The sequence below is a fragment of the Actinoplanes awajinensis subsp. mycoplanecinus genome, from assembly GCF_001509495.1.
Lineage (GTDB): Bacteria > Actinomycetota > Actinomycetes > Mycobacteriales > Micromonosporaceae > Actinoplanes > Actinoplanes palleronii.
In genome coordinates, this window is sequence record NZ_LLZH01000122.1 from 60,672 (window position 1) to 86,511 (window position 25,840).

The following is a 25,840-nucleotide window of genomic DNA, read 5'->3' on the forward strand; positions in this document are numbered from 1 at the left end:
GAAGGTCGAACATGTCCCGCATACGTACCATCGGCGCCGCGATCGCCGGCATCAGCCTCGCCCTCTCCGTCGCCGCGTGCGGCGCTGACAGCGACCCGCTCGCCGAGGACACCACCAAGCCCACGGCCGGCACCGTCACGGTCGGCTCGGCCAACTTCGCCGAGAGCGAGCTGCTCGCCGAGATCTACTCGCAGACCCTGGAAGCCAAGGGCGTCACGGTCAAGCGCCAGTTCAACATCGGCGCCCGTGAGCTGTACCTGAAGGCGCTGCAGGACGGCTCGATCGACCTGCTGCCGGAGTACAACGGCGCGCTGCTGGCGTCGCTCTCCACCGGCGGGGTGCCCGAGGGCGTCAGCAGCCCGACCGACGTGCTCGCCGCGCTGAAGAAGGTCCTGCCCGCCGGCACCGAGGTGCTGGAGCAGTCGGCCGCCGAGGACAAGGACACCCTGACCGTCACCTCGGCGACGGCCACCAAGTACAAGCTGGCCAGCATCGAGGACCTCAAGGCCGTCGCGCCGACGCTGAAGGTCGGCGCCGGTCCCGAGTTCCAGGAGCGCCACCAGGGCCTCAAGGGCCTCGAGTCGGTCTACGGCGTGAAGTTCAAGGAGTTCAAGGCGCTCGACGCCGGTGGCCCGCTCACCATGAAGGCCCTGGTCGACGGCGACATCGACGTCGGCAACATCTTCTCCACCGACTCCGGCATCGCGACCAACAAGCTGGTCGTCCTGCAGGACCCGAAGAACCTCTACACCTCGCAGAACGTCATCCCGCTGATCCGCACCGCGGCGAACAACACCACGGTGTCGGGCGCGCTGAACGCCCTCTCGGCCAAGCTGACCACCGAGAACCTGACCACCTACCTGGCCAAGGTCCAGGTGGACAAGCAGGACAGCGCCACGGTCGCGAAGGCCTTCCTCACCGAGGCCGGCCTGCTCTGATCACCAACTGATCGCGTTCCACCCCGCCGGCCGGCGGTGGCTGCTCAGCCACCGCCGGCCGGTTCTGCTTTTCCAGGCCGGGGCAGGACCCTCAAGAGCAGGGCCGCGAGCCGGTCCGGGTCCGCGTTCCCGTCGAGGTCGCCGTTGGCGCTGTGCAAGGACGATTGGGGTACGAAGTGAAGCCCGCAGCGCTGTCATCGTCTCGGCGGCGCGCCCCGCGACGGCCGGGTCGTGCCGGGCCACCAGAGCTACGCCGAGCTGACCGCGAACCTCGCCGCCGCCCGCGTCCCCCGTCAGGGGCAGCGCCCGGCTGTGGCGGTCGGCATGATTGGCCGATGGGGGCCACCAGAGAGAGCGCCGACGTCCGGGTGTTTCTAGGCATCGCGTTCGGACTGCCGTGGATACTGTGGGTGGTCGAGCAGGTGACCGGGGTGCGGATCCTCTACTTCGCGGCGATGCTGTCGGTCGCGGTCGCGACCTGGATGGCGGCCCGCTATGTGTGGCGTCCGGAAAGGATTGCCGAGGCGACATCGCTGGTTCCGGTCCGTCCGAGCCGGCGGACCATCGGGTACTGCCTGCTCGCCTTCGTCCTGTTCCTGGTGATGTCGGCGCTGGCCGTCGGCCTCAACGCGGTGACCGGCATCTACCCGGTCGACCTGGGCGGGTTCTCCGCGTTGCGCGACGCCTACGGCCCGGAGACCGCCGGCCAGACCGGTGTCCCGTGGGATCTGATCGGGCAGGCGCTCGTCGCCAACCTGGTCCAGTTCGTGATCATCCTGCCGCTGGCGTTCTGCGAGGAGTGGGGCTGGCGCGGCTATCTGCTGAACCGGCTGCGTGACCGGATGGGCACCTGGCCGGCGCTGGTCCTGATCGGCGTGATCTGCGGGGTCTGGCATCTACCGTTCTTCGCCGGACCGGGATTCTCGCTGAGCGGGGACGCGCTGCTGTCACTGCTGCCGTTCACGGTCTTCTGCGTGTTCTTCGGCATGGTGCTCGGGTGGTTACGCCTGGCCGCCGGGTCGATCTGGCCGGCTGTGGTGGGACATGCGGTCAACAACACCGTCGTTTTCGGGTTCGTGCAGGTGGTGGTCGCGGACAAGGCGGCCGAACCGCGGATCGACGGCTGGCTCACCGGGCTCAGCGGCTGGCAGGGTTGGCTGATCATGCTGGTTCCGGTCGTGGTCCTCGCCGTCCGCTCCCGGACCTCGCGGCAGTCGCCGCCTAACCCTTCGGCAGGGATGACACCGGCGCGATGACGGCGTAGGCGGCGAGTATGTCGGACCGGTCGCCTCGCAGGTAGACGGCGATCGTCTCCGCCGGCAGCGGGCCGATGTCGTTGACCGTCACCCCGCCGTCGCAGGGAACACCGGCGGTGACCAGGGCCTCACTGGAGGCGTCGAGTTCGCCGCTGGCCACCTCGACGGACAGCGTCGTGCCCGGTGCCGTCGAGGTGCAAGCAGCGTGCATCCAGTATTCCTGTCCCGCGGCGGACGGCTGCCGCGGCGCGGGGTGGTCCGTGCATCCGGCGACACCTGCCAGCAAGGCGAGAAGCGCGGTCGCCATCCGCGATCGTGACATCCCTGCATCATGTCAAGCGGCGGCCGGCCGGGCACCGGAACAGTGCACGGTGCCGGCACTGCGAATCCCGCCCACCGCCCGCTCCCGGGTCAAGCGTCGGGTCGGGCATGGTCGGGGGATGGTCAGTATCAGTCAGGAGTCGGTCGGGGAGACTGATCGGCGGTTGCGCCGGGTCGTCGCGGCGGCGGACCTGGTCACGTTCGACGGCGAGTGGTCGTTCTTCGAGGCGCCGCTGGATCGGCCGCCGGTGCTGACGGCCGAGCTGCTGGCCGTGGTCCGCGACGACGACCGGTGGTCCTGGCTGGCGCCGTCCGGGGCGAGCGAGGGCGAGCGGTTCGCCGTCTTCTCGTTCCACTTCCCGCCCGGGGTGGACAACAGCGGGTTCGTCGGGTGGCTGGCCACCGAGTTCAAGCGCCGGCTGGGCACCGGCGTGTTCGTCATCTGCGGCCAGAACAGCGACCGCGGCGGCATCTACGACTACTGGGGCTGCCCGGCCCAGCTGCGCGCCGAAGCCGCCGAGGTCCTCGCGGACCTGCGGACCGGCGGCTAAACGCGGTACAGCCTCCGGGCCCGGGTGAGGTCCAGCCGGGAGCCGTCGCCGACGGGCAAGTAGTGATCCAGCTGCCAGGTCTGGGTGCTGGTGGCCTGGCGGTTCGCCGGGGTGGACCAAGGGGGATAGACACGGAAGCCGCGTTTGCCGCCCACGCCGTCGCGCGAGACGATGCCTCGCGCGACCAGGGTCGCGGCCGGGAAGACGAAGTGGCCGAAGTGCTCCGCGTCCCGGCTGCTGATCACCACCAGGTCGACGGCGTCGGCGGTGTCCAGCGGGCGGATCGGGCCGCTCGCCGACCGGGCCCACAGCGTGACGAACTGGCCGGCCTTCGTGGGTGTCGTCTTGGCCGCGCGGAAGCGGACGGGCCGGTCGTTCAGCAGGAACGAGTGCGCGCAGTACTCCGCGCTCTCCGGTTCCGGTGCCGGGTGGGTGCAGGCGACGCCGATCTGGTCGTACACCAGGGATTGTGATTTTTGGAAATCGGATGTTGTCACTGGGGAGCGGCCGGTTCCCACAGCAGGATCTGGCGGTGGTGGCGGAAACCGGTGCGCAGGTAGAAGTCGACGGCGCGGCGGCCGGAGTGGACGGTGACGTGCAGCAGGTGGCGGGCCTGCGCCTCGGCCAGGATCGCGGCCATCAGCGCGGCGCCGACGCCCTGTTTGCGGTGCTCCTCGCGGACCATCACCGACTGGATGTCGCCGTATTGCCGGTCCAGCGCGCCGTTGCCGGGCACCCGGTCCGCGACGAGCAGCCAGGCGGCGCCGATCACCCGGCCGTCGATCTCGGCGACGAACGGCAGGTGGGTCTGCGCGTGAGCGGTGACCCAGGTGGTGAACGCGGCGAGCTCGCCGGGTGCGATGTCCCGCAGCTCCGCGAGCGCCGCCGCGTCCGCCGCACCTGCCCTCCGCACGATCACCTGGCGGAGTCTAGTCAGGCACCGTCAGCTGAGGCCGATGTGGGACCTGGTGGAATCATCCGCGATGACGTATTGCGAAAGGCACGTTCCGTCGCCGGAAGCGACCTCCCAGACGTGCCCCCGGTAGGTGGTGTAGTTGGCGGTGCCGTTCGCCGGGATGAGGCGGCCCGATTCCCGGCCCCCGCTCGTGTTGTGCCAATACAGGATGGCCGGTTTGCGGCTGCGGTTGGCGACGCTCAGCAGGATCTCGGTCTGGTCGATCTGCTGCGAGGACAGGGCTCCACACAGTTTCCGGTGTACGCCGACCAGAAGGTAGGGGACCGGATCGCGAGGCGGTTCGATGGTGGCCGAGGCCGGGCATGCACCGAACGCCGTGCCGGCGATCACGCCTACGGCCGCGGTCGCCGCTCGTGCCAGCATGTTCATGAACTCGTCCCTCTCGTCACGCCGAAAACCCGAGTCCATCACCCCCTCCCCGGCGCCGGCCCGGTGTTCGCGGACAGCGGACCGCGGGGGCGTGGCGCGCGCGGCGCTGGACGCGGCGGCGGAGCAGGCGTTTTGTGGCCTGCCGCTGACTGCCGCCTACCGGGACCGCCCGGCCCGGGCCTAGGGTCGCGGCCCGGCGGGTGGGGCCGAGACGGCGGCCTGCCGGATGAAGAGTTCCGGATCGGGAGGGGCGCCGCCGGGGGTTTTCCGTGACCACCCACGGGCGTCGCCCCGGAGGGCTTCGCGGTATGGACGCGCCAGCGGCCAGCGAAGCCCGCAGGGGTCCCGGCGGGCTTCGCGGTATGGACGCGCCAGCGGCCAGCGAAGCCCGCAGGGGTCCCGGCGGGAGCGGCGGTCTGTACCCCGGCGGACGCACGACATCACGATCTTGAATGTGATCTTTGGCGGAGATCCGCAGAACGGTCGTGCGCGAGGGTGGGGATCGGCACGTCGATATCGGGCTGCGCGAATGTGGGGGATCACGTACGGTCGTCGATCATGATCAAGTCTCCTCAACGCACTCTTCGGGTGTTTGCGCTCGGCGCCACCCTTCTCTTTGCCGGTGCCTGCGAAACGTCGGAGGACGCCGCCGGTGCCGCCGGTACGCCCAGCGGCGCTGCGGCCAGTGCCGCGGCCGACAACACCGCGGAGATCTGCAAGTCCGGTGGCGAAGCGGCCCGGACCGTCGTGGTCGACCTGTTCAAGCAGCTGGCCGACGTGATGAAGAGCGGCAGCGACGCCGCGGACGTCGACCTGAACAAGATCTACGCGACCACGTTCAGCTCGCTGCGGGACACCCTGACCGTCGAGAGCGGCAAGGCGACCGACCCGAAGCTCGCCGCGGTGCTGACCGAGATCGCCACCGAGGCCAACAAGATCGCGACGGCCGGTGAGCCGGAGACGGTCGGGACGGACGGGCTCGAGGCGTCCCTGGACAAGCTCGAGACGTTCTGCCCGAGCAGCACGCCGGCGGCCTCCGCCGCACCCGGTGCGTCCGGCGCTCCCGCCGCGGCCGGTGTCGTCGGCGCCAAGGGCAGCCCCTGCGTGCTTCCGGTGAGCTTCGCCATCCCGGCGAAGTGGACGATGAAGGCCATCGACCTGGAGGACGACAGCCCGCTGGCCGAGCTGGGCCGCAAGGGCTCGCTCAAGATGGCCTGCGAGGTCGACTCCCGGCCGGCCGGGCCGATCGGGTTCCTGCGGGTGTGGGCCGGGCCGAAGTCCGTTCAGGACCCCCGCGCGGCGCTGAAGGCGTTCCAGACCGGCGAGACGACCCGCAAGGTCACCTACGCGCCGGTCGAGTTCGACGGGAAGCCCGGGGTGGAGTTGAAGTACCAGACGTACTCCAAGCTCCTGGAGGAGTGGAGCGACCGGCAGGCGTTCGCGGTGCCGACCCCGAAGGGCGCGGTGGTCGTGGAGCTCGGCGGCCTGGAGCGCGACGACCCGGCCGTGCTGGCCGGATACGCCCAGGCCAAGAGCTCGGTGAAGGTCAACGCCTGATCCGCTGAGGACCCGTCACATGCCGAGGTAGGCGGCGCGGACGGCCGGATCGGACAGCAACTGGTCGCTGGTGCCGCTCAGTGACACCCGGCCGGTCTCGATGACGTAGCCGCGATCCGCCACCCGCAGCGCCCGGGCCAGGTTCTGCTCGACGAGCAGGATGGTGAGCCCGTCCGCGTGCAGGCGGCGGATCGCGGCGAACATCTGGCCGACCACGAGCGGGGCCAGGCCCAGGCTCGGTTCGTCCATCATCAGCAGCCGGGGGCGGCTCATCAGGGCCCGGCCGATCGCGACCATCTGCTGCTCGCCGCCGGACATGCTGCCGGCGAGCTGACCGGCCCGGTGCTTCAGCGTGGGGAACAGCTCGTGGACGTGGGCGAACGACTCGCCGCGGCGGGCCCGGGCGGCCCGGTCGTAGGCGCCCAGTTCGAGGTTCTCCCGGACGGTCAGCTGGGGCCAGAGCTCGCGGCCCTCCGGGACCAGGGCGATGCCCAGGCCGGGCCGGCGGTGCGCCGGGACCTTGCGCAGCGACTCGCCCTCGAAGAGCAGGTCGCCGCGGGCGACCGGGCGGATCCCGGCGACGGCCCGCAGGATCGTGGTCTTGCCGGCGCCGTTCGCGCCGACCAGGGTGACCAGCTCACCCGCGCCGACGGTGCAGCTGACCTGGTAGAGGGCCTGGGCGTCGCCGTAGAAGACGTCGATGTCGCGGATCTCAAGCATCGGCGTCCCCGGTGCCGAGGTACGCCTCGATGACCAGCGGATCGTTCGCCACCTCGGCGGGCAGCCCCTCGGCGATCTTGCGGCCGTGGTCGAGCACGACGACCCGGTCGGAGAGGCTCATCAGGGCGTGCATCACGTGCTCGATCATGATGATCGCGGTGCCGCGGTCGCGGATCTGCCGGATCAGCGCGACGAACCGGCCGGCCTCGACCGGGTTGAGCCCGGCGACGACCTCGTCGAGCAGCAGCACGCGCGGCCCGGTCGCCAGCGCCCGGGCGACCTCGAGGCGCTTGCGGCCGGCCAGGGTCAGCTCCCCGGGCAGCCGGTCCGCGCGGTCGGCCAGCCCGATGAATTCCAGGATCTCCAGGGCCGCCGCCCGCGGGTCGCGCCGGGTGCCGCCGGGCCGGCCGTAGTGGTGCCCGACCAGGACGTTCTCCAGCACGGTGAGCCGGGCGAACGGCCGGACGATCTGGTGGGTGCGGCAGACGCCGAGGTGCACCGAGCGGTGGGCGCGTTTGCCGCTGACCGGTTTTCCGTCGAGCAGCACCCGGCCGCCGGTGGGCCGGATCGACCCGGCCGCGACCGAGAACAGGGTGGTCTTGCCGGCGCCGTTCGGGCCGATCAGGCCGAGGATCTCGCCCTCGTCGAGGTGGAAGTCGACCTCGTCGACGGCGCGCAGCCCGCCGAAGTGCCGGCTGACGGACTCGCCGACCAGCAGCGCAGTCACGGCACACCCCGCGCCGCGGGCGCCGGCCGGCGCAGCAGCAGCCGGTGGATCCGCTGGACCAGGCCGGTCAGCCCGAGCGGTTCGAACAGGATGATCAGGATCAGCAGGGCGCCGTACAGGCCCAGGTAGAGCTCGGAGTACGTGGCCAGCAGGAACTCCTGGATGATCACGAAGACGACGGCGCCCCAGATCGGGCCCAGCACGGTGCCGATGCCGCCGATCACGGCCATCAGGATCAGCCCGATCGACCGGTCGAAGCTGAACATGTCCTGCGGGTCGATGAACGCCTGGTACGAGGCGTAGAAGCCGCCGCAGATCCCGACCATCGTGCCGGACAGGAACAACACGAGGTCCTGGTACACCGTCGGGTTCACGCCGACGTCGCCGGCCGCGTCGACGTCCTCCTTGATCGCGGCCAGCCCCAGCCCGAGCCGTGACCGCCGCAGCCCGTACGAGATCAGCACCGCGGCGCCGAGCAGGTACAGGCCGTACCAGTAAAGCTGGTATTTGGTGGGGTTGCCGGCCAGCGGCAGGGACAGTCCGGACGACCCGCCGGTGAAATCGGACCAGTACGTGGCGACCAGCCGGGTGGCCTCGCCGACGCCGATGGTCGCGATGGAGAAGTACGGCCCGCGCAGCCGCAGCGTCGGATGGCCCCAGAGCAGCCCGAAGACCCCGGCGACCAGCCCGCCGGCCAGCCAGGCGCCGACGAACGGCAGCCCGGACGACAGCATCAGCCGCGCGGCCACGAAACCGCCGACTCCGAACATGGCCGCGTGCCCGAAACTGATCTGGCCGACATAGCCGCCGAGCCAGTTCCAGGCCAGCGCCGCCGCCATGAACATGAAGGTCAGCCCGACCACGTCGTGGGTGTAGTCGCCGAGCGGCAGCACCAGCGGCGCGATCCACAGCAGCACCATGACAGCCGCGAAGACCACCAGGGACCGCCAGCGGCTCACCGGAGCACCCGCTGGCCGAACAGCCCGCCCGGCCGCAGCACCAGCACCACGACCAGCAGCACGAAGCCGACCGCGGTGGTCAGGTACGGCGGCACCGCGTAGACCGCGAACACCTCGGCGAACGCGAGCACCAGCGCGCCCAGCGCAATGCCCAGGATGCTGCCCAGCCCACCCAGCACGATGATCACGAAGCTCTTCAGCAGCTCACCCGCGCCGAACGACGGGTTGATCGCGAACAGCGTCGACGCGAGGACGCCGGCCAGCCCGGCGAGCGCGGTGCCGAGTCCGAAAGTGAGCAGGTAGACCCGTTCCACGTTGATGCCGGCCAGGGTGCAGCTGTCCGGGTTCTGCGCCACCGCGCGGATCGCCTTGCCCAGGTAGGTGCGGGTGAGCAGCAGGTGCAGCGCGATCAGGGCGATCACCGCCACGCCGAACACGGCGAACCGGGTGGCCGAGAAGCTCCCGCCCAGGATCCGCACCGACGAGGTCGCGTAAGCGGTGTGGATGACCTGCTCGTTGCCGGTGAACAGCAGGTACACCACGTTGCGGATGACCAGCCAGACGCCGAACAGCAGCAGCAGCGACTGCACCGCGCCGGCCGGTCCGCGCGGCAGGAACCGGACCAGGCCCCGGTAGATGCCCATCCCGAGGACGAAGAACAGCATCAGTACGACCGGAATGGCGGCGAACGGGTCGACGGCGAAGCGGTCGAACAGCTGCCACGTCACGTACGCCGAGGCCATGATGATGCCGCCGTGCGCCAGGTTGACGATGCGCAGCACCCCGTAGATCAGTCCGAGACCGTACGCCATGGCCGCGTAGAACCCGGCGAGCAGCACCGCCGAGACGGCGAGGACGGCCACCTCTCCCATGCGCGGATCAGCCCTTGCAGGCCGGGTTCGGCGCGACGCCGGTGCCGGTCGCCACGTCCGCCGGGTAGATGATCGGCGACGAGCCGTCCGGCAGGTTCTGCTGCACCACGAACGGGTAGTCGGCCTGACCGCCCTTGTCCGCGGGATAGCTGAGCGTGCCGCCGGGCAGGATCGAGTCCATGCTCAGCGCGGAGAGCTTCGCGCGGACCTGCTCCTTGTCGACCGTGCCGGCCTGGGCGATCGCGGTGAACAGCGACCGGGCCGCCTCGTAGCCCAGCGCCTGGTACCACTCCGGGTCGGTGCCGTACTTGGCGGTGAACGTGTCGACGAACTCCTTGTTGAGCCCGGCGTTGCCCAGCTGCTTGTTCCACCACACCGCGGACAGGATGTAGTTCACCCCGTCGGCGCCGAGCGCGCTGCGGGCGTCCGACTCGGTGCCCCGGGCGCCGTAGGTGAGCACCTTGGAGCACATGTCCGAGCTGAGGTACTGCCGTTGCATGGTGATGAAGTCGGGCAGGTGCGCGTCGACCATCAGCAGGTCGGCGTGGGCGGCGCGGACCCGGCTGAGGATCGCCGAGAAGTCCTTGCCGTCCAGCGCGAACGACTCGTCCGTGACGACCTGGTAGCCGCCGCTGTGCGCGGCGGTGAAGTCCTGCACGCCCTTGCGGAAGTCCTTGCCGTGCGAGGTGTTCTCCCAGACGATCGCGACCCGGGCCGGTTTGGGCAGCTTGCCGGCCGCCTGCTGCTGATCGATCCAGGACATCTCGGTGCTCGCCAGGTTCGCCACCGGTGCCAGGGTGCCGAACACCCAGGTGAAGCCCTTGGCGTAGATCGAGGTCGCGGCGCCACCGCCGTTCACGTACGGGATCTTGTTCTGCTCGGCGACGGTGCTCTGCGCCTCGACGACGGCCGTCGAGTACGTACCCAAGAAGAAGTTGACTTTGTCCTGCGTGATCAGGCGTTGCGCGAGGTTGACCGCCTTGGCCTGGTCGGTCGTGTCGTCCAGCAGGTTCAGCCGGACCGGGACCTTCTTGCCGCCCAGGTCGATGCCGCCGTCGGCGTTCTCCAGCTCGACGGCGAGCTCGTAGCCCTGCTTGAACCGGCCGCCGGTCTTCGACTCGGTGCCGGTCAGCGGCAGCGTCGAGCCGATCACGATGGTGTCGGGGATCGTGGTGGTGCCGGAGTCGTTCTTGTCGTCGCGGTCCGGTACGCAGCCGGCCAGGACCAGCAGGGCCACGCCGAACAGGACGGTCGAGGGTCGCGGGGATCGGGTCACGGCAGATCCTTTCCGGACGCGACGGCGTCCGAGGACGCGGCGACGTCGCGGTGACCCCGTCGGCCAGACTAGCCTTTCAATCCATGACTATCGATGTCAAGGTGCCGGTCCGACCCCGGAGCGCCGGACACCGGGCGGTGTCCGGCGCCGTGCCGGTGGTGCCGGTCAGGGATGGTGCACCGCGAACGTGTGGTAGCCGCCGCCGTCGGGCAGGGTGAAGCCGTCCGCCCAGACCTCGGTCGCCGAGCCGGGCACCGCGCTGACGCCGCGCAGCACCGGTGGCCCGTCAGTGCCCACCGGGGTGGTCTCGGCCGTCCACGCCGTGCCGTTGAAGTGCAGGACCGCCGCGCTGCCGGCCGGTCCGGCGGCCCAGACACTGCCCGCCCCGCTCGCCGTGACGGCGGCCAGCGAACCGTTCCCGGTGTCCGGCAGGGTGGCGAGCGACCACGCGTTGCCGTTGAAGTGCATCGCGATCGGCTTGTCGGGCTGGAACGAGCCACTGACGGTGTCGACGGTGTTGCCGACCGCCCAGACGTCGGACGCCGAGATCGCCGTGACGCCGTTGAGGGTCTGCCGGACCCCGTTGAGCGGGCTCGGCGTGGCCGGGTTCGGGCTCGGTACGACCGTCCACGCCGTACCGTTGAAGTGCAGGGTGAACGTGTAGCTGTTGCTCGCCGTGCCTTTGGCGGACTGGAAGAAGCCGACCGCCCAGATGTCGGTCGCGGACCGGGCCGAGACCGCGGACAGGGTGCTGCCGGTGAACGTGGTGCCGGCCGGCGCCACCGGGTCCGGCGCCGGGACGATCGTCCAGGCCGATCCGGTCCAGTGCTCGATCAGCGCGCGATTGGCCTCACTGCGGCCGACCGCCCAGGCGTCACCGCCGCCCAGGTTCTCGACCCCGAACAGGATCGATTTCGCGCCACCGGTCGTCGCCGGGGTCGGCACGACGGTCCAGCCGTTGCCGTCCCAGTGCGCCGCCAGCGGGTCGGTGTGGGCGAAACCGGTCCGGTTGGTCGAGCCGACCGCCCAGACGTCGTTCGCGCCGGCCGCCGAGACGGCGTTCAGCTTCTCGTCGAATCGCACCACGTTCGGTGTGGGCGTCCGGGACCAGGCCGTGCCGTTCCAGTGTTCGGCGAGCATGACCTGGCCGTCGTCGTCGTTCGGGCCGAGGAAGTTGCCGACCGCCCAGGCGTCGGTACCGGTCCGCGCGTCCACGGCGTTGAGCACGTTGGAGAACGCCGCCTTCAGCGGGGACGGGTCCACCGTCGGCGTGATCACCCAGGCGGGTGCGGCCGAGGCGGTACCGGCGAGGAGCACGGCGACGCCGGCGGCGGGCAGTAGCACCGCCGCCCGGCGGGCCAGCGAATTGACGGTATGCATCTGCATGGATCTCCCTTCAGTGCTGGAGCTCCATCAGCCTGGCCGCAGGCTCTGGCGCGGCGCTGAAGCCGGCCTGGAACCGTTCAACCCGGCACTGCGGCGAGCAGGCGCTGCCGGGCCAGATCCGCCGCCGGGGTGGCGCCGAGGGCGGTGAACACGCCCAGCGCCTCGCGCAGCGACGCCTCGTCGCCGACGTCGAGCAGCGCCAGCGCGGCGTCGTACTCGCACCCCAGGTCGGCCAGCAGCCGGGCCGCCTTGGCCGGGTCACCGCCCGCCAGCAGGCTGTACGGTTCGGTGAGCGGCCCCCGCGGCGGGCGCGCCGACCCGGTGCGTCGCAGCCACGCCGCGACCTCGCCGAGCAGCCAGGGGTCGCCACCGGTGACGGCGTCGTCGGCCGACTCGGCGGCGCGGGCGGCCTCCGCCCACCTGCCCTCGAGCCAGTACGCCTCGGCCCGGGCCAGCAGGGCGAGAACGAGGTGCTGCGGCTCGTTCGTCGCGGACGCCAGCGTGGCCGACTCGCCGAGCATCCGCCAGCGGTCCGGCTCACCCCGCCGGGCCGCGATCACACCCATGCGGATCAGGCCGTAGAGCCGGTGGGCCGGGGACGGGCCGGCGCCGGCGAGCAGCGCGCGGGTGGCGATGACCGTGTCGATCCACCGGCCCCGGCGCACCATGACGGTGGCCTGCTCGCCGCGCAGCCCGATGGCGTCCGCGGTGAGCCCGGCGAACCGCGACGCGCGTTCCAGCTGGGCCGCGGCTTCCCGATGACTGCCCAGGGCGTGGGCGTGCCGGGCGGCCGCCGGGGCGTACGCGAGCACCGCCGCCGCGTCGCCGGCCGCCTCGGCGTGGAACGCCAGCCGCGCGTCGTCGTCACACCCGCCGTCGCGCAGGGCGGCGAGGATGCGCCCGTGCACGGCCGCCGCGTGATGCGGCGGCACCGAGGCGGCCACCGCCTGCCGGGCGATCTCGTGCCGGAACCGGAGCCAGCCCCCGTCGGTGCGCAGCAGCCCGGAGACCAGCAGGTCGTCGGTGAGCCGGGACGAGGCTCCGGCGACCGCCGCGAGCAGGCGCGGGTCCACCCGTGTCCCGATCAGCGCCGCGACGTCCAGCACCTCGCGGGCGGCCGGTTCGAGGCGGCCGGCCCGGGCCAGCACCGCGTCGAGCACGCAGGCCGGGAGCGAGGTGCTGCCCGCGCGCAGCACCTCGGTCACGTAGAACGGGTTGCCGCCGGTCAGCCGGTGCAGTTCGGCCGGGTCGACGCCACTGCCCGCGGCCATGGTCCGCACGGCGGCCGGCGACAGCGGATCCAGCGTGACCCGCCGGGTCGTCCGGTGCGAGGCGAGATCACCGAGCGCGACCCGGAGCCGGTCGCCGCTCCCGATCCCGTCGTCGCGGTACGTGACGACCAGCAGCACCGCGGCGTCGCGCAGTCGCCGGGCCAGGTAGCGGAGCAGGTCCAGGGTGGCCTCGTCGGCCCAGTGCACGTCCTCCACCACCACGACGTCCAGCCCGGGTGAGGCGGTGAGCTGTTTCAACAGGGAGCGGAACAGGTGGTCACGGTCGGCGCCGGCGTCGAGCAGCTCGCCGCCGAGCTGGCCGGCCAGGTCGTGCAGCGGGCCGAGCGGGCGTGGCGTGAACAGCCCGTCGCAGGCGCTCCACAGCCAGCGCGCGTCGGGCAGCTCGTGGCGCAGCCGTTCGACCAGGGCGGCTTTGCCCACGCCGGCCTCGCCCGCGATCAGCGCGACCCGGCCCTCGCCGTGCCGGGCCTCGGCGGCCAGCGCGGTCAGCGTCGCCAGCGGCGCCTCGCGTTCCAGCAGCGGACCGGCCGGTTCCGCCGTCTCCACCGGCAGGTCCAGGGACGGATCCTGACGCAGGATCGCCGTTTCGAGCTCGCGCAGCGCCGGCGAGGGGTCGACGGCCAGCTCGTCCAGCAGCGCCTGGCGGATCCGGCGGTACGCGGCCAGCGCGTCGGCCTGCCGGCCGCTGCGGTAGAGCGCCAGGATCAGCAGGGCGCAGGCCTCCTCGTCGAGCGGGTGCGCGGCCACCAGCTCCTCCAGCGGCGGCACCGCCGCGGCGCTGCGGTCCTGCGCCAGCTGCGTCTCGGCCAGCATCCGCAGCGCCTGGCGGCGCAGGTGGTCCAGCCGGGTGGCCTGCCCCTGCAGCCAGGGACCGGGGGCCACGTCGGCCAGCGGCCGTCCACGCCAGAGCGACAGGGCCTCGTGCAGCAGCCCCGCCCGCGTCTCGCCCGGCGCCTGCCCGGCCTCGCCGATCAGACGCTCGACGTCGGCCACGTCGGTGCCCACCCGGGCCGGGTCCAGCAGGTATCCCGGTGACTGGGGCACGATCGTGTGCCGGCCGCCGAGCAGCCGGCGCAGATGGGAGATGTGGCTCTGCAGCGTGTTGAGCGGCGTGGCCGGCGGGGTGTCGCCCCACAGCGCGTCGGCGAGCCGGTCGGTGCTGACGATCTCGCCGCGGTGCAGCGCGAGCATCGCCAGCACCGCCTTGCGGCGCGAGCCACTGACCGGGCGGGTCTGCCCGCCCACCACGATGTCCACCGGTCCGAGAACCCGCACCCGCACGGCCCCACTGTAGGTGGGACCGTGCGACCGAACAGTCGGATCTTGTACGGCACTATCCGGTCACGGCGTCAGCACGGCGGTGCGCTCGCAACCCACGAACGTGTCCGGCGTGCCCGGCACCAGCCGGGTGTCGGAGGTGCACTGGTCGGCGCCGGCGCCACCGTCGAGGGTGCCGCCGCCGTCCGCGGTGAGCTGGTCGTCGCCGCCGAGACCCTGGACCTGGTCGTGGGCACCGGAGCCGTCGATGACGTTCGCGCCGGCGTTGCCGATCAGCACGTCGTCGGCGTGGGTGCCGGTCAGGTTCTCCACGTCCGCGGCGATGGTGTCCCGGGCACCGGCCGCGCCGTCCTCGGAGCTGCCGTCGTCGCCGGTCGCGCCGTCCAGGTCGGCCCGGATCCCGAGCCGGTTGCCCACCTCGTCGTAGGTGGCGGTGTCGGACCCGGCGCCGCCCTGCAGTGTGTCGCCGCCGAACCCGCCGTTGAGCGTGTCAGCGCCCGAGCCGCCGGTCAGCCGGTCGTTGCCGTCGCCGCCGCGCAGCAGCGACGCGATGGCCGTGGCGTTGGTGATCGTGTCGTCGCCGTCCAGGCCGCGCACCGAGATGCTGAAGACGGTCCCGGCCGCTTGGCAGCGGGCCTGGTGCGCGGTCACCAGCGTGCAGCCGGCACCGGCGGTGAGAGTGGACATCGGATTGTCGACGGTCAGGAACCCGCCGCTGACGCTGACGGTCACCTGGTCCTTGATGCCGGGCAGCGTGTCGTACTTGAGGACTCCGGCGGACCGCACCACACCGGGCTGGCAGTCGCCGTAGCAGCCCGGCACCGCCGCGGTCGCGGGTTGTGCCGCGGTCGCCGGCGGTGCCGCGGTCGCGGGCTGGGCCAGCGCGAGTGGGCCGGCGCCGGCCATCGCGAGGCCGGCGACCGCCGCGAACAGCCGGCCCGGTACCCGCAGATGTCGATCGTGACTGAACATGTGTTCCCCCCAGGGACGCTCTCGGAAACGTTCCCGGAACGCTCGCAGCCGGCGCTGAAGGGGCGCTGACCCGCGGTTGAAACGCCCTACCCCGGGCGGCTGGTGAGGTAGCCGAGCACGAGCGCTGTCCACCACGCCAGCTGGGAGAGCACCGTGACGGCCGCGGACCGGGCCAGCAGGGCACGCGGTGGCTCGGGGTGGCGGCTCAACTCGTGCAGCAGGCGGCCCGCGTACACGCCGTTCAGGCCGACGACCAGCACGGCCACGGACTTCAGATCGGCGGGCAGGCCGAGGAAGAGCCCGGAGACCAGCAGCCCGGCGAACCCCGCCCAGATCGGGACGTGCGCGCCCTGCGCGGTGCGCAGCACGTCGGCGAACGTCCGCCGCCCGGCCAGCCAGAGCAGCCCGAACCAGTCGACGAGCAGCACCGCGCCGAAACCGGCGACCATCGCACCGAGGTGCACGAACAGCGCGACGTCGTGCACCGCCCCGGCGGTCCGGGCACGCGGAGCGGCGGCCAGCACCACCAGCCAGCACGCCACGACGACGGCGCCCTGCAGCGCGGGGGAGGCGGGACGGCGGTGCCGGCCGGTTACAACGGTCACGCATGGGAGACGGCCACTCCGCGTCCGGACAACACAAACTGACCGACGTTCGGCGCGCGGTGGTCCCCGGCTGACGACCGACATTGTGCGGTACGTATACGGAGCGCCCGTCCGCAGGCTACGAGCCGAGTCCCGTGGTGGTCTCACGCGACACCGCCCCGGCTCCGGACCGCAGCGCGCCTCCCGCCCCGCGGCGGCTGGCTCCCAGGGGTGTGTCGAACCCCGGGAGGCACCCCTGAAAGCCAGCGGTGACCCGGATGCGTGCCGCGGCCGGCTTTCGCCTCGCCCCAGCTTTCGCCTCGTCCGGCTCGCGCCTCGTCCGGCTCGCGCCTCGTCCGGCTCGCGCCTCGTCCGGCTCGCGCCTCGTCCGGCTCGCGCCTCGTCCGGCTCGCGCCTCGCCCCGGCTTCGCCTTTCCGGCTCGCGCCTCGCCCCGGCTTCGCCTTTCCGGCTCGCGCCTCGCCCCGGCTTCGCCTTTCCGGCTCGCGCCGCGCCCCGGCTTCCGCCTTCGAGCGCTCGGCAGGGGCGGTGGGGGTGCGCAAAGGCTCATCGCGTGCGCGAACCGCCCGCCGGTGGGCGGCAAGCGCACGCACAACCGGATCGCGTACCGCTACCGCCCGCAAACCCGACCGACCGCGTGCCGCTACCGCCCCGCCAGTCCGGAGCGCGTGCTCCCACCGCCCCTCCGGCCCGGATCGCGTGCCGCTACCGCCCCATCAGCCCAGAGCACGTGCTCCCACCGCCCCTCCGATGCAGAGCGAGTACCCCCGCCGCCCTGTCCATCGCCGGACGAACACGCCACCCCTCGGTGGCCGGCTACGGCACTCACGCCGAGGGCCCTCGCGCAGGTTTCCGGCTGGTGGTCACGGCTGCCTCCGCGCTCTCGAGAAAGCCGCCAGCACCAGCCGCCGCTAAGAGGTGCACTGTGGCCCGGGGCGGCGGCGACATAGACTGCTGTCACCATGCCCACACGGAGTGCAATTCGGCGAGTCCTGATCGCCGCCGGTCTGGCGACCGCCGCGGTGCTGTCGCTGGCCGGGTGCCCGTCGTCCGGCAGCTCGGAACCGGTCTGCAAACAGTCCGTCGTCGCCAGCCCGGGCGATCCCGACAACTGCCCCGACACCGGCCGTTAGCGGCTCACCGCCGGATCAGGTCGGCGATCTCCTCGGGCAGGCCGGGGGAGTAGTAGGTGTGCCCCATACCGGGCACGACGTGCAGCCGGGCGCCCGGGATGGCGGCCGCCAGCGCCTGCCCGTGACCGAGCGGGAAGACCGGATCCTGGTCGCCGTGCACGACCGTGGTCGGTGCGGTGATCGAGGAGAGCGGGGCGAGCCGGTCCGGCGCGAACACCGGGGCGGCCCGGTGGTGCTGGGCGGCCGCGGCCGGGTCCATGGCCCGGGATCGCGCCAGCTCGAGCATCGCGCGGGCGGCCGGCTCGTCGAACGGGCGTACCGGGCCGTTGAACACGCGGAACAGGGCCACGTCCGACTCCACGCCCGGCGGCAGGCGGCGGGTCAGGTGGGCGAGGAACGCGGGCGCCGCCGGGGGCAGATCGTCCGGGTCGGGTGACTGGCCGGCGCTCACCCGGGCCAACGCCGGGCGGGGGTCGTGGCCCATCGGCGAGGTGCTGATCAGGGTCAGGGAACGGACCCGGGCCGGCGCGTGCACGGCCAGCCACTGCGCGAGCATCCCGCCCATCGACGCGCCGGCCAGGTGGGCGGAGTCCAGCCCGAGACCGTCGAGCACGGCGAGGCAGTCGGTGGCGAGGTCGGCCATCGCGTACGGATGAAGGTCGAAATCGACGGTGCTGGAGCGTCCGGTGTCCCGGTGATCGAAGCGGATCGCCTGGACCCCGTGGCCGACGAGCCGGGCGACGAGCGGGTCGGGCCAGGAGATGCCTTGCGCGGCGGCGCCCGCGATCAGCAGGACGGCGGGGCGGGTGGGATCACCGGCGCGCTCGGTCCACAGCGTCAGCGGGCCGGAGGGCACGAACCGCTCGGTCGTCGTGAGCATGAGGCGCACGGTATCGCGAGCAGTGACGGCCCGGCCCGCGATTATCACGGCCGAACGGTCGGCGTCACCATGGCCGAGAGCGGAATTCACAATCGTCCTGCTCGCCATCTGCTATCTGGCAGATTGCCAGTATGCACCATGCCATGGCGCCAGGGGGCAATCACTCATCGATAGTCCCTGGCGTGGTCTTCGTGATCAAGGCAGAATGAGGTATGGAGAGTCAGCGGGCCGCAATTAACCGCCGCGGGCGGGTGAAGCCTGAATTCCGCCGACACTACGCCGAGAATGCCAACGAGCATCGTGTCGCTGCAGATCTGTATGCGACTCTCGCGCAGATTCTGTTCCTGTGCTGCATTGCCATCGGGGCAACTGTCCTTCTGCGCGGTGAGGGCGTCGGTGCAATTTTGATGGTTGCGTCGGCCTGTGGGATGGTGTTCATCGAGGTCTGCCGCCGGAGAATATCGCAGGCCAAATCCAAAGAAGAATATCAGACGTGGGGATGATTCCTGATATGGGCAGACTTGCCCCTGAGTGACGGTCTGTGCAGATCTTTCGGTGGATCTTTATTTGATATGACCATGCCGGGGGTATCGGTTCCGGGCGAGGTTGCCGCAGCGTGCGATGTCGGGGGAGTCGCGGCGGTGAACATTTGTTTCACTGTCTCCTTGGCGACTGGCCTGAGTGGATATTGAAGCTCCTCTTGTCAGGCCTCGATGGTGCCTGCGAGCATCGCGAGTATGAAGGCGCTGCTGCCGATCGAGGAGCGTCCCAGGGTGGACTCGCTTCCGTCCGATCAAGTCAGATTACTGCTGCACACCATGCGTTTGCACCGTTCGTTGCTGGAAGCTGCGCACCAGGACGCCAAACGCCTGGCCACCGATGGTGTCCACCCGTGTTACCTCATCGATTATCAGCTGTTGCACCGATTCATTTATGACCAGGGTCGGACGCCCGAGTCGCTGGTCGAGTTCTGGTACCTGCTCGAGCAGCAGGACATCACGCTGATCGTCGGGCACGGAACGTTCATCGAGGTCCTGCACCGGGTGCAGCGGAGCACGAAGATACATTTGCCACGCGTCGCCGGCATCGAATCATATGAGCATTTCGTGAACCGGCTCGGGGTGTTGTCGTCGTTCTACGACTTCCACGAGCTGCTGGACACGCTGATACGCAAGGATCGGCATCATGCCCGCGCCATAAAACGCTTGGCCGACGTGCTGCAGCGCAAGAATATCGAATACATCTGGGACCTCGGGGCCAGCGCGGGCGAGACGCTGCTGGATCAGAACACGTATGTGAACGCACTCGATGTTCTGAGCTCCATCCGGCCGTCCCGGAAATCCGTTTATCCGAACGCGGCTGATGCCATGAACATCGCCGACGTGGCCGGCCTGCGGAGCATGAGCGAGAGAGGGGCTTATCCGGGATACTGCTTCATGCTGACCGATACCCGTCCGCTGCTCGACGAAAGGAACTGGGCCAGAGATCCGCACATGGACCGGACGGGGTATGCCTCGGCGGTGTCCCGGACGCCGGTCGCGGCCATCTACAGTCACCTGGTCCTGCCCTCGGACGGCGCGGCGGCCGGCCAGGTCGCGGACAATACGGTGCGGCTCATGTACGACGCGGCCAAAATCGAGAAGGAACTGCGCAGCTCGGCGGGGTACCGCGGGCCGATCTCGATGGGCAACGACCGCTGGGAGGACATCGCCGCCGAGGGCCGGGTCACGCCGGAACTCATCCAGCAGCTCGGCCTGTTGTCGCGGTTCGTCGGTGACCCGGTCATCGCCGAGACACAGCGGATGTACGACAACAGCCGGCGGGCGATGGCGATCTGGTCGGCGCAGTACGGCGACCGGCAGGCGGTGGAGTCCCCGCTGCGGCTGTTCGACGTGATCCTCAGCTTGTCGCGCGTGCTCGGACAGCAGGACCGCCCCCTCAGCGACCTGGCCTCGTTCTGGCAATCCGTGATCGAGCGCAGTGCCGATCACGCCGGGGACTGGTGGACTCTGACCTACCAGCGCAGGGGCGAAGGACCCGACGGCGTCCCGTACCTCGAGGTGGAGCGGCACCGGGACTTCGCGATCGTGCGCTGGCCCAGCTCGGCCAGTCTGGAGAACGTGCTCGCCGCCTTCGCGGCCATCTTCGCCAGGCACGGCATCAAGCATGTCGTCCTGTTGCTGGGTATGGAGTGCGACGTGATCAAGTTCGACGCGGAACTGCCGGTGACGCCGGAGGAGTTCCAGGCCGGGATCCGGGAGGCTGAGGACGGGTTCGCCCGGGACGGGCTCGGGAAACCGTTGTGGCTCCGGATGAACGCCGAGCCCTTCGATCTCTACGCGGACCTGTTTCCTTCCCAGCCCGGTCTGGATCCGGTTCTCGGTATCTGCGGGACCGGGCTGGATTTCCTGCACATCCGGGAGCTCTACCAGGCGACGGCGCAGCGTTTCCTGTTCGACTCGTGGTTCGATGCGGTGCTCGCCGACGCGGCCCGTGACGAGTGGAGGCCATGATGGGCTTGTTCCGTCCGGAATCAATGACCAGCGCCGTGCTGCGCGAGTCCAAGAGGGGCGGCGAGTGGGCAGGTCACCAGTCCGCGGCGCCCAACATCACGATCGGGCATTTCTACTGCCCGCACGCCAAGAACGGTAAGCGAAGTTCCAGGAAGAACGCGAACAGTCTCGGTCGACTCGATCATTACCTCTTCTATCAGAACTTTTCCGTTAAGTCGGTCATCTATACGTTGTCGGCTGCCGACATCGCGATCGCGAACAACCAGGGAAAGTACGATTTTCGCTTCGCCCAGCCGTACGAGTTCCACGTCCGGTGCGGCCGGGACATCGGGCGCATGGAGGAGGGGGAGGACGGTCCGGTCGGTTGGCTCTCCGCGGGACAGGGTCGTATCCACACCCGCCTGGAGTTGAAGCGGAAGGGCAACAACAATCTGGCGCTCAGGCGCGTCGAGTTGGAAAGTGACGGCGATTGGGATCCGATGAAATGCCCGTGTTGCTCGGGATTCTTCCATATCTAGCTTCGGCCTTGGGATACTGGACGGTCTACCAGGGAATTTTTCGTGACCCGAGCGACCACCCGCCGATCCATTGGCAGTGGCGGCTCGTCAGCCCGTTGTTCGTGGCCTCGCTGACGCCCCTGGTGTTGTCCGGCACCCCTGTGGGCGGGCAGAACGTGGTCCTGCTGGCGTTCAGCGCGGGCGGTGGTTTCCTGCTCGTCTTCACGTTGATGACGGTGCTCACGCTCGGGGAAGTCAACGAGAAGGACCCGCACACGAAGGGACGATTCTTCTTCTCGCTGCGACGCCCGGTAGTGCTCAGCGGCTGGACCATGGATGGATTGACGTGGGCGAAAGCGCTGTTCGTCGCCGGCCTGATCGTCATCTTCGGCTTCGCCGGCCTGAGCCTCTGGATTGCCGGTCAGCGCGTATAGCCCGAGCCGTGACGGCCGGTCGGCCCTCCCCTGACCCCGGTACGCTCACCGCTGGCGCGGCGATGCCTTCCGCAGCCTCGCCCCGAGATCTCCTGGAGTCACCGCGATGAAACAGGCCGACCTGGTGGCCCGGCGGCAGGCCGAGCTGCGGGCGCGGGTCGAGCCGCATCTGGACGCCGGGGAGACGCTGCGGGCGGCGCTGTGGGTGGCCCGCGACGCCGGGCTGCCGATGATCGTCAAGATCGCGCCGCAGGGGTTGCCGGGTATGGGCGGTTCGGTGCTGTCCGCGAATCCGCAGAGCGGGCTGGACGGGCCGGAGGGCAGCACTGCCGCCGACCTGGATCGGCGGTTGCCGCAACACCCGGCGGTTGCGGTTCTCGCGCTGACGGATGCCCGGTTGCTGCTGCTGACCGTCTCCGACGCTTTGCCGCCGGAGCGCGAGCCGGCCGCGGATGCCCGCCCGGCCGGGTTTCTCGATCACCTCGGGCGGATCGGCCGCCGCCTGTTCGACCAGGGCGAACCCGTCGCCTTGCCGCTGCTGGAGCCGGTCTGGCGCTGCCACCGGGCGGCCCTGCACGCGGTCGGCGTCAGCGGCCCGGAAGGCCGGCTCGCCCTGCGCTTCACCGACGGGTCGAGCCTCGCGGTGGCCGCGCCCGCCCTGCTGGCCCTGCCGTTCGCGGAGGCGGCCCGCCCCGATCAGATCGCCTGACCGGAAATGAACGGCAGCCAGCCTCCGTACCAGCCCGACAACAGCGCCAGCAGCCCCAGCACGATGCCCAGATCCCGGTTCGACAACCGGGCCATCAGCACGGCCGGCACCAGCAGCACCGGGAACGCCGGCAGCAGGTGCCGCCCCATCATCGACATGTGCGTCCGCGACCCGATCGCCATGATCAGCATCGCCAGCGCGTAGACGGTCAGCTGCCACGGCGCGCGGAACACCAGCAGCCCGAGCAGCAGCACGAACCCGGCCAGGATCAGCAGCGACAGCACCCGGATCGGTTTGTCGGCGTTGTCGCCGTCGACCCCGAGCAGGATGTCCCGGACCATGTTCCAGGTGTTCTCGCCGTAGTCCCAGCGCGCCCCGAACGTGTTGTTGTGGATCTCGACGTACTCGCTGAAGCCGCCGAGGCGGGCCGACGCGAACACGAAGTACGCCACCAGGCCCGCCGGGGCCAGGACCATTGCCGCGTACGGCCGCCAGCCACCCTTGCGGGAGATCGCCGCGACCAGGGCGGCCAGCCCGACGGTGCCGATCAGTGCGACCGCGGTCGGCCGGCTCAGTCCACTCACCCCGGCGATGACTCCGGCGATCAGCCAGCGTTCCTTGAGCACGGCGTACAGCGCCCAGGCGGCCAGCGCCGTGAACAGCGACTCGGTGAACGCGCCGTTCTGCGTCATCGCGGTCGGCACCACCGCCCACGCGGCGGCGAGCATGATGCCGGTCCGGTGACCGTGCAGGTGCCGGCCGATCGCGTACAGACCCCACGCGGCGGCGACCGCCGAGACGAACGAGACGATCAGGCACGCGACGACCGGCGAGATGAACGGCACGAACGTCAGCGGCCGGGCCAGCCACGGGTAGAGCGGGAAGAACGCCAGGCGCAGCGCGTACGGGACACCCTCGGCGTCGACCGCACCGACCGGCCCGCCCAGCCCCTGCCCGGCGATCTTGATGTACCACCGGCCGTCCCAGGACAGCAGCGCGTCCATCATCGAGGTGAAGCCACGCCACTGGTTGCCGATCGAGCCGTCCGGGAAGACGCTCCGGTCCGGGTCCTGCTCGTGCGCGTGGGCGGCCAGCACGTACATGACGTCGAGGCTGAGCGAGCGCAGGAACAGGTACAGCACGATCGCGGGCGACGCGAGGCGGGCCGAGGCGCGCAACCGGGCCAGCCGCCCACCGGCGTCCGGGCGTTCCGTGGTCTCCGGCGCTGGGGTGTCGTCCACCGCGCCGTCCGCGGGGTTCGAGGCGACGTGGGAAATGGCAGGGCCCTCTCTGATTCCGCGCTGGTCAAGGCCGGGGATGCGCCCAGCCACGGAGAGCCCGAGCCGCACGGGGTGGCTTCCCCACGGCACGCTCAACGGCCGTGATCCTAGGTGCCCGGGAGCCCGCACCGCCAGAAGGAGATCCGCGTCGACTGCTGAGGGAGCTCTCAGCAGTGAGGCTACAAGACAGTCGATAGGCGGGATGACGACAAGCGTGGTCAGGTGGACCATGAGCGGTGAGTGGCCGCTATTCCGCAGTGAATCACCCTCGCGTATCTGATCGACCAGCGGAAATGTCACAATAGTGATCTTGCATTGGCGATCATGAGTAGCTGATCTCGGCGGGGATGCCGTGTTCTGGTTAGTATTCTTGCCCACCGCCCGCCAGGCCGGTGACGATCTTGTGGGTGGGTCTCATGAAAATCATGTCCTATAACATCCTCGAGGGCGGGAATCTCTCGAAGGGTGACCGCACCGATCTGCTCATCGACATCATCCGGACGGCCGGGCCGGACATTCTCGGCCTGAACGAGTGCCGGGGGTTCGCGGACGACGACGAGGCCCGTCTTCGCCTGTTCGAGCGCGAGCTCGGGATGACGGGTGTGCTGAACCGGTCGGCCAGCGGCAACCACATCGCCATCCTCTTCCGGCCGGATCTCCCGGTGGTGGAGAGGTCGGGCAAGTCGGTCAGCATGCAGAACGGTTACACCAGGATCACCCTGCAGACGGAGATCGGGTCGGTGGCCGTGGTGGCGACCCACCTTCACCCGTTCGCGTCGGTGTTCCGGGTCGGGGAGATGCAGATCGTCGCCGCCCGGGCGGCCGCCGCCGACGCGGCGATCGTGATGGGTGACATGAACAGCGTGGCACCCGGCGACGCCGAGGGGCTGGAACTCGCCGGCGCACCGCGCACCATGACGACGCGCCTGCGAGGACCGGGCGGTGGCATCGACACCGATGCGATCTCGGTGCTGCTCAACCACGGGTACACCGATCTGGGCGCGAAAGCCGCGACACCCACGTATCCGACGCCGGTGTCCCGGGAGAAAGCAGATCCGATCGTCCGGTTGGACTACATGTTCGCGAGCGCACCGGTCGCTGAACGGTTCCGTGGCCTCGAGGTGATCGGCGGCGAGTCCGGCCTGACCGCCTCCGACCACCTGCCGATCGTCGCCGAGATCGACCTGCCGGTGGCCGGGCGATGAACCCGCTGGCAGACCAGCGGCTTCGCGTCCTGGCCTTCGCCCTGGCCGGCGCGCTCGGCATCTGGGGTGTGCTCACCCTGACCGACGCGACGATGTTCTCGCTGCTGGGCCTCGATCCGGCGGCCACCGGTGACGCCGGGACCATGCTGGGCCGGTTGCGGCTGGTCTTCCACCTCGGCTCCGTGCTGTTCGTGCTTCTCGTGGTCATGGCCTTCTACCGGCTGGTGAACCGGCTGCTCTTCGCCGGCGGATCCACGGCCGGGACCGGTGACACCTCGGTGGCCATCGTGGACGTGGACGACGGGATCAAACTCGCCATCACGGCGGTCTCGGGCGAGCGGCGGCCCCGGACGCTGCGGATCTGGGGATATTCACTGAATTTCAGCTCGAGGCTTTCGCAGTACTTCGAGGATCATCCGCACCCGGCACTGGCTGTGGAGATCTTCGTGCCTGACGAGAGTCTCATCGGGTCACTGTTCAAGGACGCCAAGGGCGCCGAGCGGGCCAGCCAGCTCAAGATGCGCCGCGAGGAGTGGATCGGACTCGCCACCAGTCACCGGGTGCAGAGCGTTCAGGTGTTCGTGCAGCAGACCATCCCGAACGACCTCGGCATGATGGTGGACGATCGTCTCGCGCTGGTCCACACGTACGACTGGAAGGTCGACGGTTCCCAGCTGTCGCACAAGCGTCAGGAGCTCAGCCGTCGGCGGTTCCTGAACGTGAGCGACTCCGGCGAGACCGGGCGGTACGTCCTCGAGCAGTTGACCACCCGATTCCTGTGCCGCTCGTACGACGCGCCGACGCTGTCGACGCCGTGATCTGACCGGCGCCCCGCGGGGCGGAGATGGATGGCGGCAGCGCGATATCGTCGCCGTCTATCCGCCGGGGGCGACCATCTACTTCTGGGACGAGGTCTGGATTCCGGCGGCGGGAGCTGCGCTGGCCGGTGGCCCGCTGGTGGCCGTCGTGCTGTTCCCGAGGGCACGCGCGGGCATGGGGAACCGGCTGGGCCTGCTGCCGGCGATCATCGCGGTGCCGGTGACCGGAATCCGCCGCAAGCGCCGGGTCACGACGCGACCCTGAGCGTCACCCGGCATCCGCAGGGCCGACGACGGGGTGGTGGATGACCGATTTTC

Annotated in this window: 28 protein-coding genes; 13 read left to right on the forward strand and 15 right to left on the reverse strand. The window is 70.5% G+C overall.

Annotated features, from left to right (window positions below):
- Positions 1-11 precede the first annotated feature (11 nt).
- Entirely contained in the window at positions 12-938 is a 927-nt protein-coding gene (locus ADL15_RS16675) for an ABC transporter substrate-binding protein (protein WP_067691172.1), read from the forward strand.
- A 335-nt stretch (positions 939-1,273) separates the two neighbouring features.
- Entirely contained in the window at positions 1,274-2,194 is a 921-nt protein-coding gene (locus tag ADL15_RS16680) for a CPBP family intramembrane glutamic endopeptidase (RefSeq protein WP_067691175.1), read from the forward strand.
- Here the strand turns inward: ADL15_RS16680 and ADL15_RS16685 are convergent.
- A complete protein-coding gene (locus ADL15_RS16685) occupies positions 2,160-2,516 on the reverse strand; it encodes a hypothetical protein (RefSeq protein ID WP_157441403.1) in 357 nt (118 codons plus the stop codon). The genes ADL15_RS16680 and ADL15_RS16685 overlap by 35 nt on opposite strands.
- A gap of 118 nt (positions 2,517-2,634) precedes the next feature.
- Between ADL15_RS16685 and ADL15_RS16690 the strand changes: the two genes are divergently transcribed.
- Positions 2,635-3,066, forward strand: coding sequence for a DUF6196 family protein (locus tag ADL15_RS16690; RefSeq protein WP_067691181.1), 432 nt, complete (start codon positions 2,635-2,637; stop codon positions 3,064-3,066).
- Here the strand turns inward: ADL15_RS16690 and ADL15_RS16695 are convergent.
- From ADL15_RS16695 to ADL15_RS16705, 3 genes are read right to left on the reverse strand one after another with little or no spacing between them, the layout of a single operon-like run.
- Positions 3,063-3,527: a MepB family protein gene (locus ADL15_RS16695; RefSeq protein ID WP_067691184.1), complete on the reverse strand. Its 465-nt coding sequence runs from the start codon at positions 3,525-3,527 to the stop codon at positions 3,063-3,065. The two genes, ADL15_RS16690 and ADL15_RS16695, sit on opposite strands and share 4 nt — an antisense overlap.
- Positions 3,528-3,559: 32 nt before the next feature.
- Positions 3,560-3,985, reverse strand: coding sequence for a GNAT family N-acetyltransferase (locus tag ADL15_RS16700; RefSeq protein WP_067691189.1), 426 nt, complete (start codon positions 3,983-3,985; stop codon positions 3,560-3,562).
- A gap of 24 nt (positions 3,986-4,009) precedes the next feature.
- Positions 4,010-4,411 carry a hypothetical protein gene (locus ADL15_RS16705; protein WP_067691192.1) on the reverse strand — a complete coding sequence of 134 codons (402 nt, stop codon included), beginning with the start codon at positions 4,409-4,411 and terminating at the stop codon, positions 4,010-4,012.
- A 558-nt stretch (positions 4,412-4,969) separates the two neighbouring features.
- Between ADL15_RS16705 and ADL15_RS16710 the strand changes: the two genes are divergently transcribed.
- Positions 4,970-5,968 (forward strand): lipoprotein, encoded by a 999-nt coding sequence (locus ADL15_RS16710; RefSeq protein WP_157441404.1) that lies wholly within the window; start codon positions 4,970-4,972, stop codon positions 5,966-5,968.
- Between the two features lie 15 nt (positions 5,969-5,983).
- On the opposite strand, the gene ADL15_RS16715 is transcribed toward ADL15_RS16710, so the two are convergent.
- From ADL15_RS16715 to ADL15_RS16755, 9 genes are all read right to left on the reverse strand, one after another.
- The gene (locus ADL15_RS16715; protein WP_067691194.1) at positions 5,984-6,688 is read right to left on the reverse strand and encodes an ABC transporter ATP-binding protein; all 705 of its coding nucleotides are present in this window, start codon (positions 6,686-6,688) and stop codon (positions 5,984-5,986) included.
- On the reverse strand, positions 6,681-7,415 hold the full coding sequence (locus ADL15_RS16720; RefSeq protein WP_067691197.1) for an ABC transporter ATP-binding protein: 735 nt from the start codon (positions 7,413-7,415) through the stop codon (positions 6,681-6,683). The genes ADL15_RS16715 and ADL15_RS16720 overlap by 8 nt, the downstream gene beginning before the upstream one ends.
- Entirely contained in the window at positions 7,412-8,374 is a 963-nt protein-coding gene (locus tag ADL15_RS16725) for a branched-chain amino acid ABC transporter permease (RefSeq protein ID WP_067691201.1), read from the reverse strand. Before ADL15_RS16725 ends, ADL15_RS16720 begins: the two co-directional genes overlap by 4 nt.
- Positions 8,371-9,246, reverse strand: coding sequence for a branched-chain amino acid ABC transporter permease (locus tag ADL15_RS16730; RefSeq protein ID WP_067691204.1), 876 nt, complete (start codon positions 9,244-9,246; stop codon positions 8,371-8,373). Before ADL15_RS16730 ends, ADL15_RS16725 begins: the two co-directional genes overlap by 4 nt.
- A 7-nt stretch (positions 9,247-9,253) precedes the next feature.
- Positions 9,254-10,522 carry an amino acid ABC transporter substrate-binding protein gene (locus ADL15_RS16735; RefSeq protein WP_067691209.1) on the reverse strand — a complete coding sequence of 423 codons (1,269 nt, stop codon included), beginning with the start codon at positions 10,520-10,522 and terminating at the stop codon, positions 9,254-9,256.
- A 165-nt stretch (positions 10,523-10,687) separates the two neighbouring features.
- Positions 10,688-11,908: a hypothetical protein gene (locus ADL15_RS16740; RefSeq protein ID WP_067691212.1), complete on the reverse strand. Its 1,221-nt coding sequence runs from the start codon at positions 11,906-11,908 to the stop codon at positions 10,688-10,690.
- Between the two features lie 77 nt (positions 11,909-11,985).
- The gene (locus ADL15_RS16745) at positions 11,986-14,481 is read right to left on the reverse strand and encodes a BTAD domain-containing putative transcriptional regulator (RefSeq protein ID WP_067691218.1); all 2,496 of its coding nucleotides are present in this window, start codon (positions 14,479-14,481) and stop codon (positions 11,986-11,988) included.
- 60 nt (positions 14,482-14,541) lie between these two features.
- Positions 14,542-15,450 (reverse strand): calcium-binding protein, encoded by a 909-nt coding sequence (locus ADL15_RS56445; RefSeq protein WP_067691221.1) that lies wholly within the window; start codon positions 15,448-15,450, stop codon positions 14,542-14,544.
- Between the two features lie 86 nt (positions 15,451-15,536).
- The gene (locus ADL15_RS16755) at positions 15,537-16,055 is read right to left on the reverse strand and encodes a hypothetical protein (protein ID WP_067691227.1); all 519 of its coding nucleotides are present in this window, start codon (positions 16,053-16,055) and stop codon (positions 15,537-15,539) included.
- A 960-nt stretch (positions 16,056-17,015) separates the two neighbouring features.
- On the opposite strand from ADL15_RS16755, the gene ADL15_RS52965 reads away from it, so the two are divergent.
- Complete coding sequence (locus ADL15_RS52965) at positions 17,016-17,186, forward strand: hypothetical protein (protein ID WP_157441405.1); 171 nt, start codon at positions 17,016-17,018, stop codon at positions 17,184-17,186.
- Positions 17,187-17,190: 4 nt separating this feature from the next.
- On the opposite strand, the gene ADL15_RS16760 is transcribed toward ADL15_RS52965, so the two are convergent.
- A complete protein-coding gene (locus tag ADL15_RS16760) occupies positions 17,191-18,066 on the reverse strand; it encodes an alpha/beta fold hydrolase (protein ID WP_067691229.1) in 876 nt (291 codons plus the stop codon).
- A gap of 212 nt (positions 18,067-18,278) precedes the next feature.
- On the opposite strand from ADL15_RS16760, the gene ADL15_RS52970 reads away from it, so the two are divergent.
- The 5 genes from ADL15_RS52970 to ADL15_RS16780 all read left to right on the forward strand — a co-directional run bounded on the left by ADL15_RS52970 (position 18,279) and on the right by ADL15_RS16780 (position 22,219).
- The gene (locus ADL15_RS52970; protein WP_157441406.1) at positions 18,279-18,569 is read left to right on the forward strand and encodes a hypothetical protein; all 291 of its coding nucleotides are present in this window, start codon (positions 18,279-18,281) and stop codon (positions 18,567-18,569) included.
- A 234-nt stretch (positions 18,570-18,803) separates the two neighbouring features.
- On the forward strand, positions 18,804-20,579 hold the full coding sequence (locus tag ADL15_RS16765; RefSeq protein WP_157441407.1) for a hypothetical protein: 1,776 nt from the start codon (positions 18,804-18,806) through the stop codon (positions 20,577-20,579).
- Positions 20,580-20,602: 23 nt separating this feature from the next.
- The gene (locus ADL15_RS16770) at positions 20,603-21,097 is read left to right on the forward strand and encodes a hypothetical protein (protein WP_232344163.1); all 495 of its coding nucleotides are present in this window, start codon (positions 20,603-20,605) and stop codon (positions 21,095-21,097) included.
- An 8-nt stretch (positions 21,098-21,105) separates the two neighbouring features.
- Positions 21,106-21,510 carry a hypothetical protein gene (locus ADL15_RS16775; protein WP_157441409.1) on the forward strand — a complete coding sequence of 135 codons (405 nt, stop codon included), beginning with the start codon at positions 21,106-21,108 and terminating at the stop codon, positions 21,508-21,510.
- A gap of 106 nt (positions 21,511-21,616) precedes the next feature.
- Entirely contained in the window at positions 21,617-22,219 is a 603-nt protein-coding gene (locus tag ADL15_RS16780) for a hypothetical protein (RefSeq protein ID WP_067691240.1), read from the forward strand.
- Here ADL15_RS16780 and ADL15_RS16785 read toward each other — a convergent pair.
- Positions 22,207-23,460: a glycosyltransferase family 39 protein gene (locus ADL15_RS16785; protein ID WP_232344164.1), complete on the reverse strand. Its 1,254-nt coding sequence runs from the start codon at positions 23,458-23,460 to the stop codon at positions 22,207-22,209. The two genes, ADL15_RS16780 and ADL15_RS16785, sit on opposite strands and share 13 nt — an antisense overlap.
- Before the next feature lie 464 nt (positions 23,461-23,924).
- On the opposite strand from ADL15_RS16785, the gene ADL15_RS16790 reads away from it, so the two are divergent.
- The 3 genes from ADL15_RS16790 (at position 23,925) to ADL15_RS56450 (ending at position 25,787) form a co-directional block, all read left to right on the forward strand.
- The gene (locus ADL15_RS16790) at positions 23,925-24,704 is read left to right on the forward strand and encodes an endonuclease/exonuclease/phosphatase family protein (RefSeq protein ID WP_198170818.1); all 780 of its coding nucleotides are present in this window, start codon (positions 23,925-23,927) and stop codon (positions 24,702-24,704) included.
- Positions 24,701-25,522, forward strand: coding sequence for a hypothetical protein (locus tag ADL15_RS16795; protein WP_067691250.1), 822 nt, complete (start codon positions 24,701-24,703; stop codon positions 25,520-25,522). Before ADL15_RS16790 ends, ADL15_RS16795 begins: the two co-directional genes overlap by 4 nt.
- 139 nt (positions 25,523-25,661) lie before the next feature.
- The gene (locus ADL15_RS56450) at positions 25,662-25,787 is read left to right on the forward strand and encodes a hypothetical protein (RefSeq protein WP_269748349.1); all 126 of its coding nucleotides are present in this window, start codon (positions 25,662-25,664) and stop codon (positions 25,785-25,787) included.
- Positions 25,788-25,840: the final 53 nt, after the last annotated feature.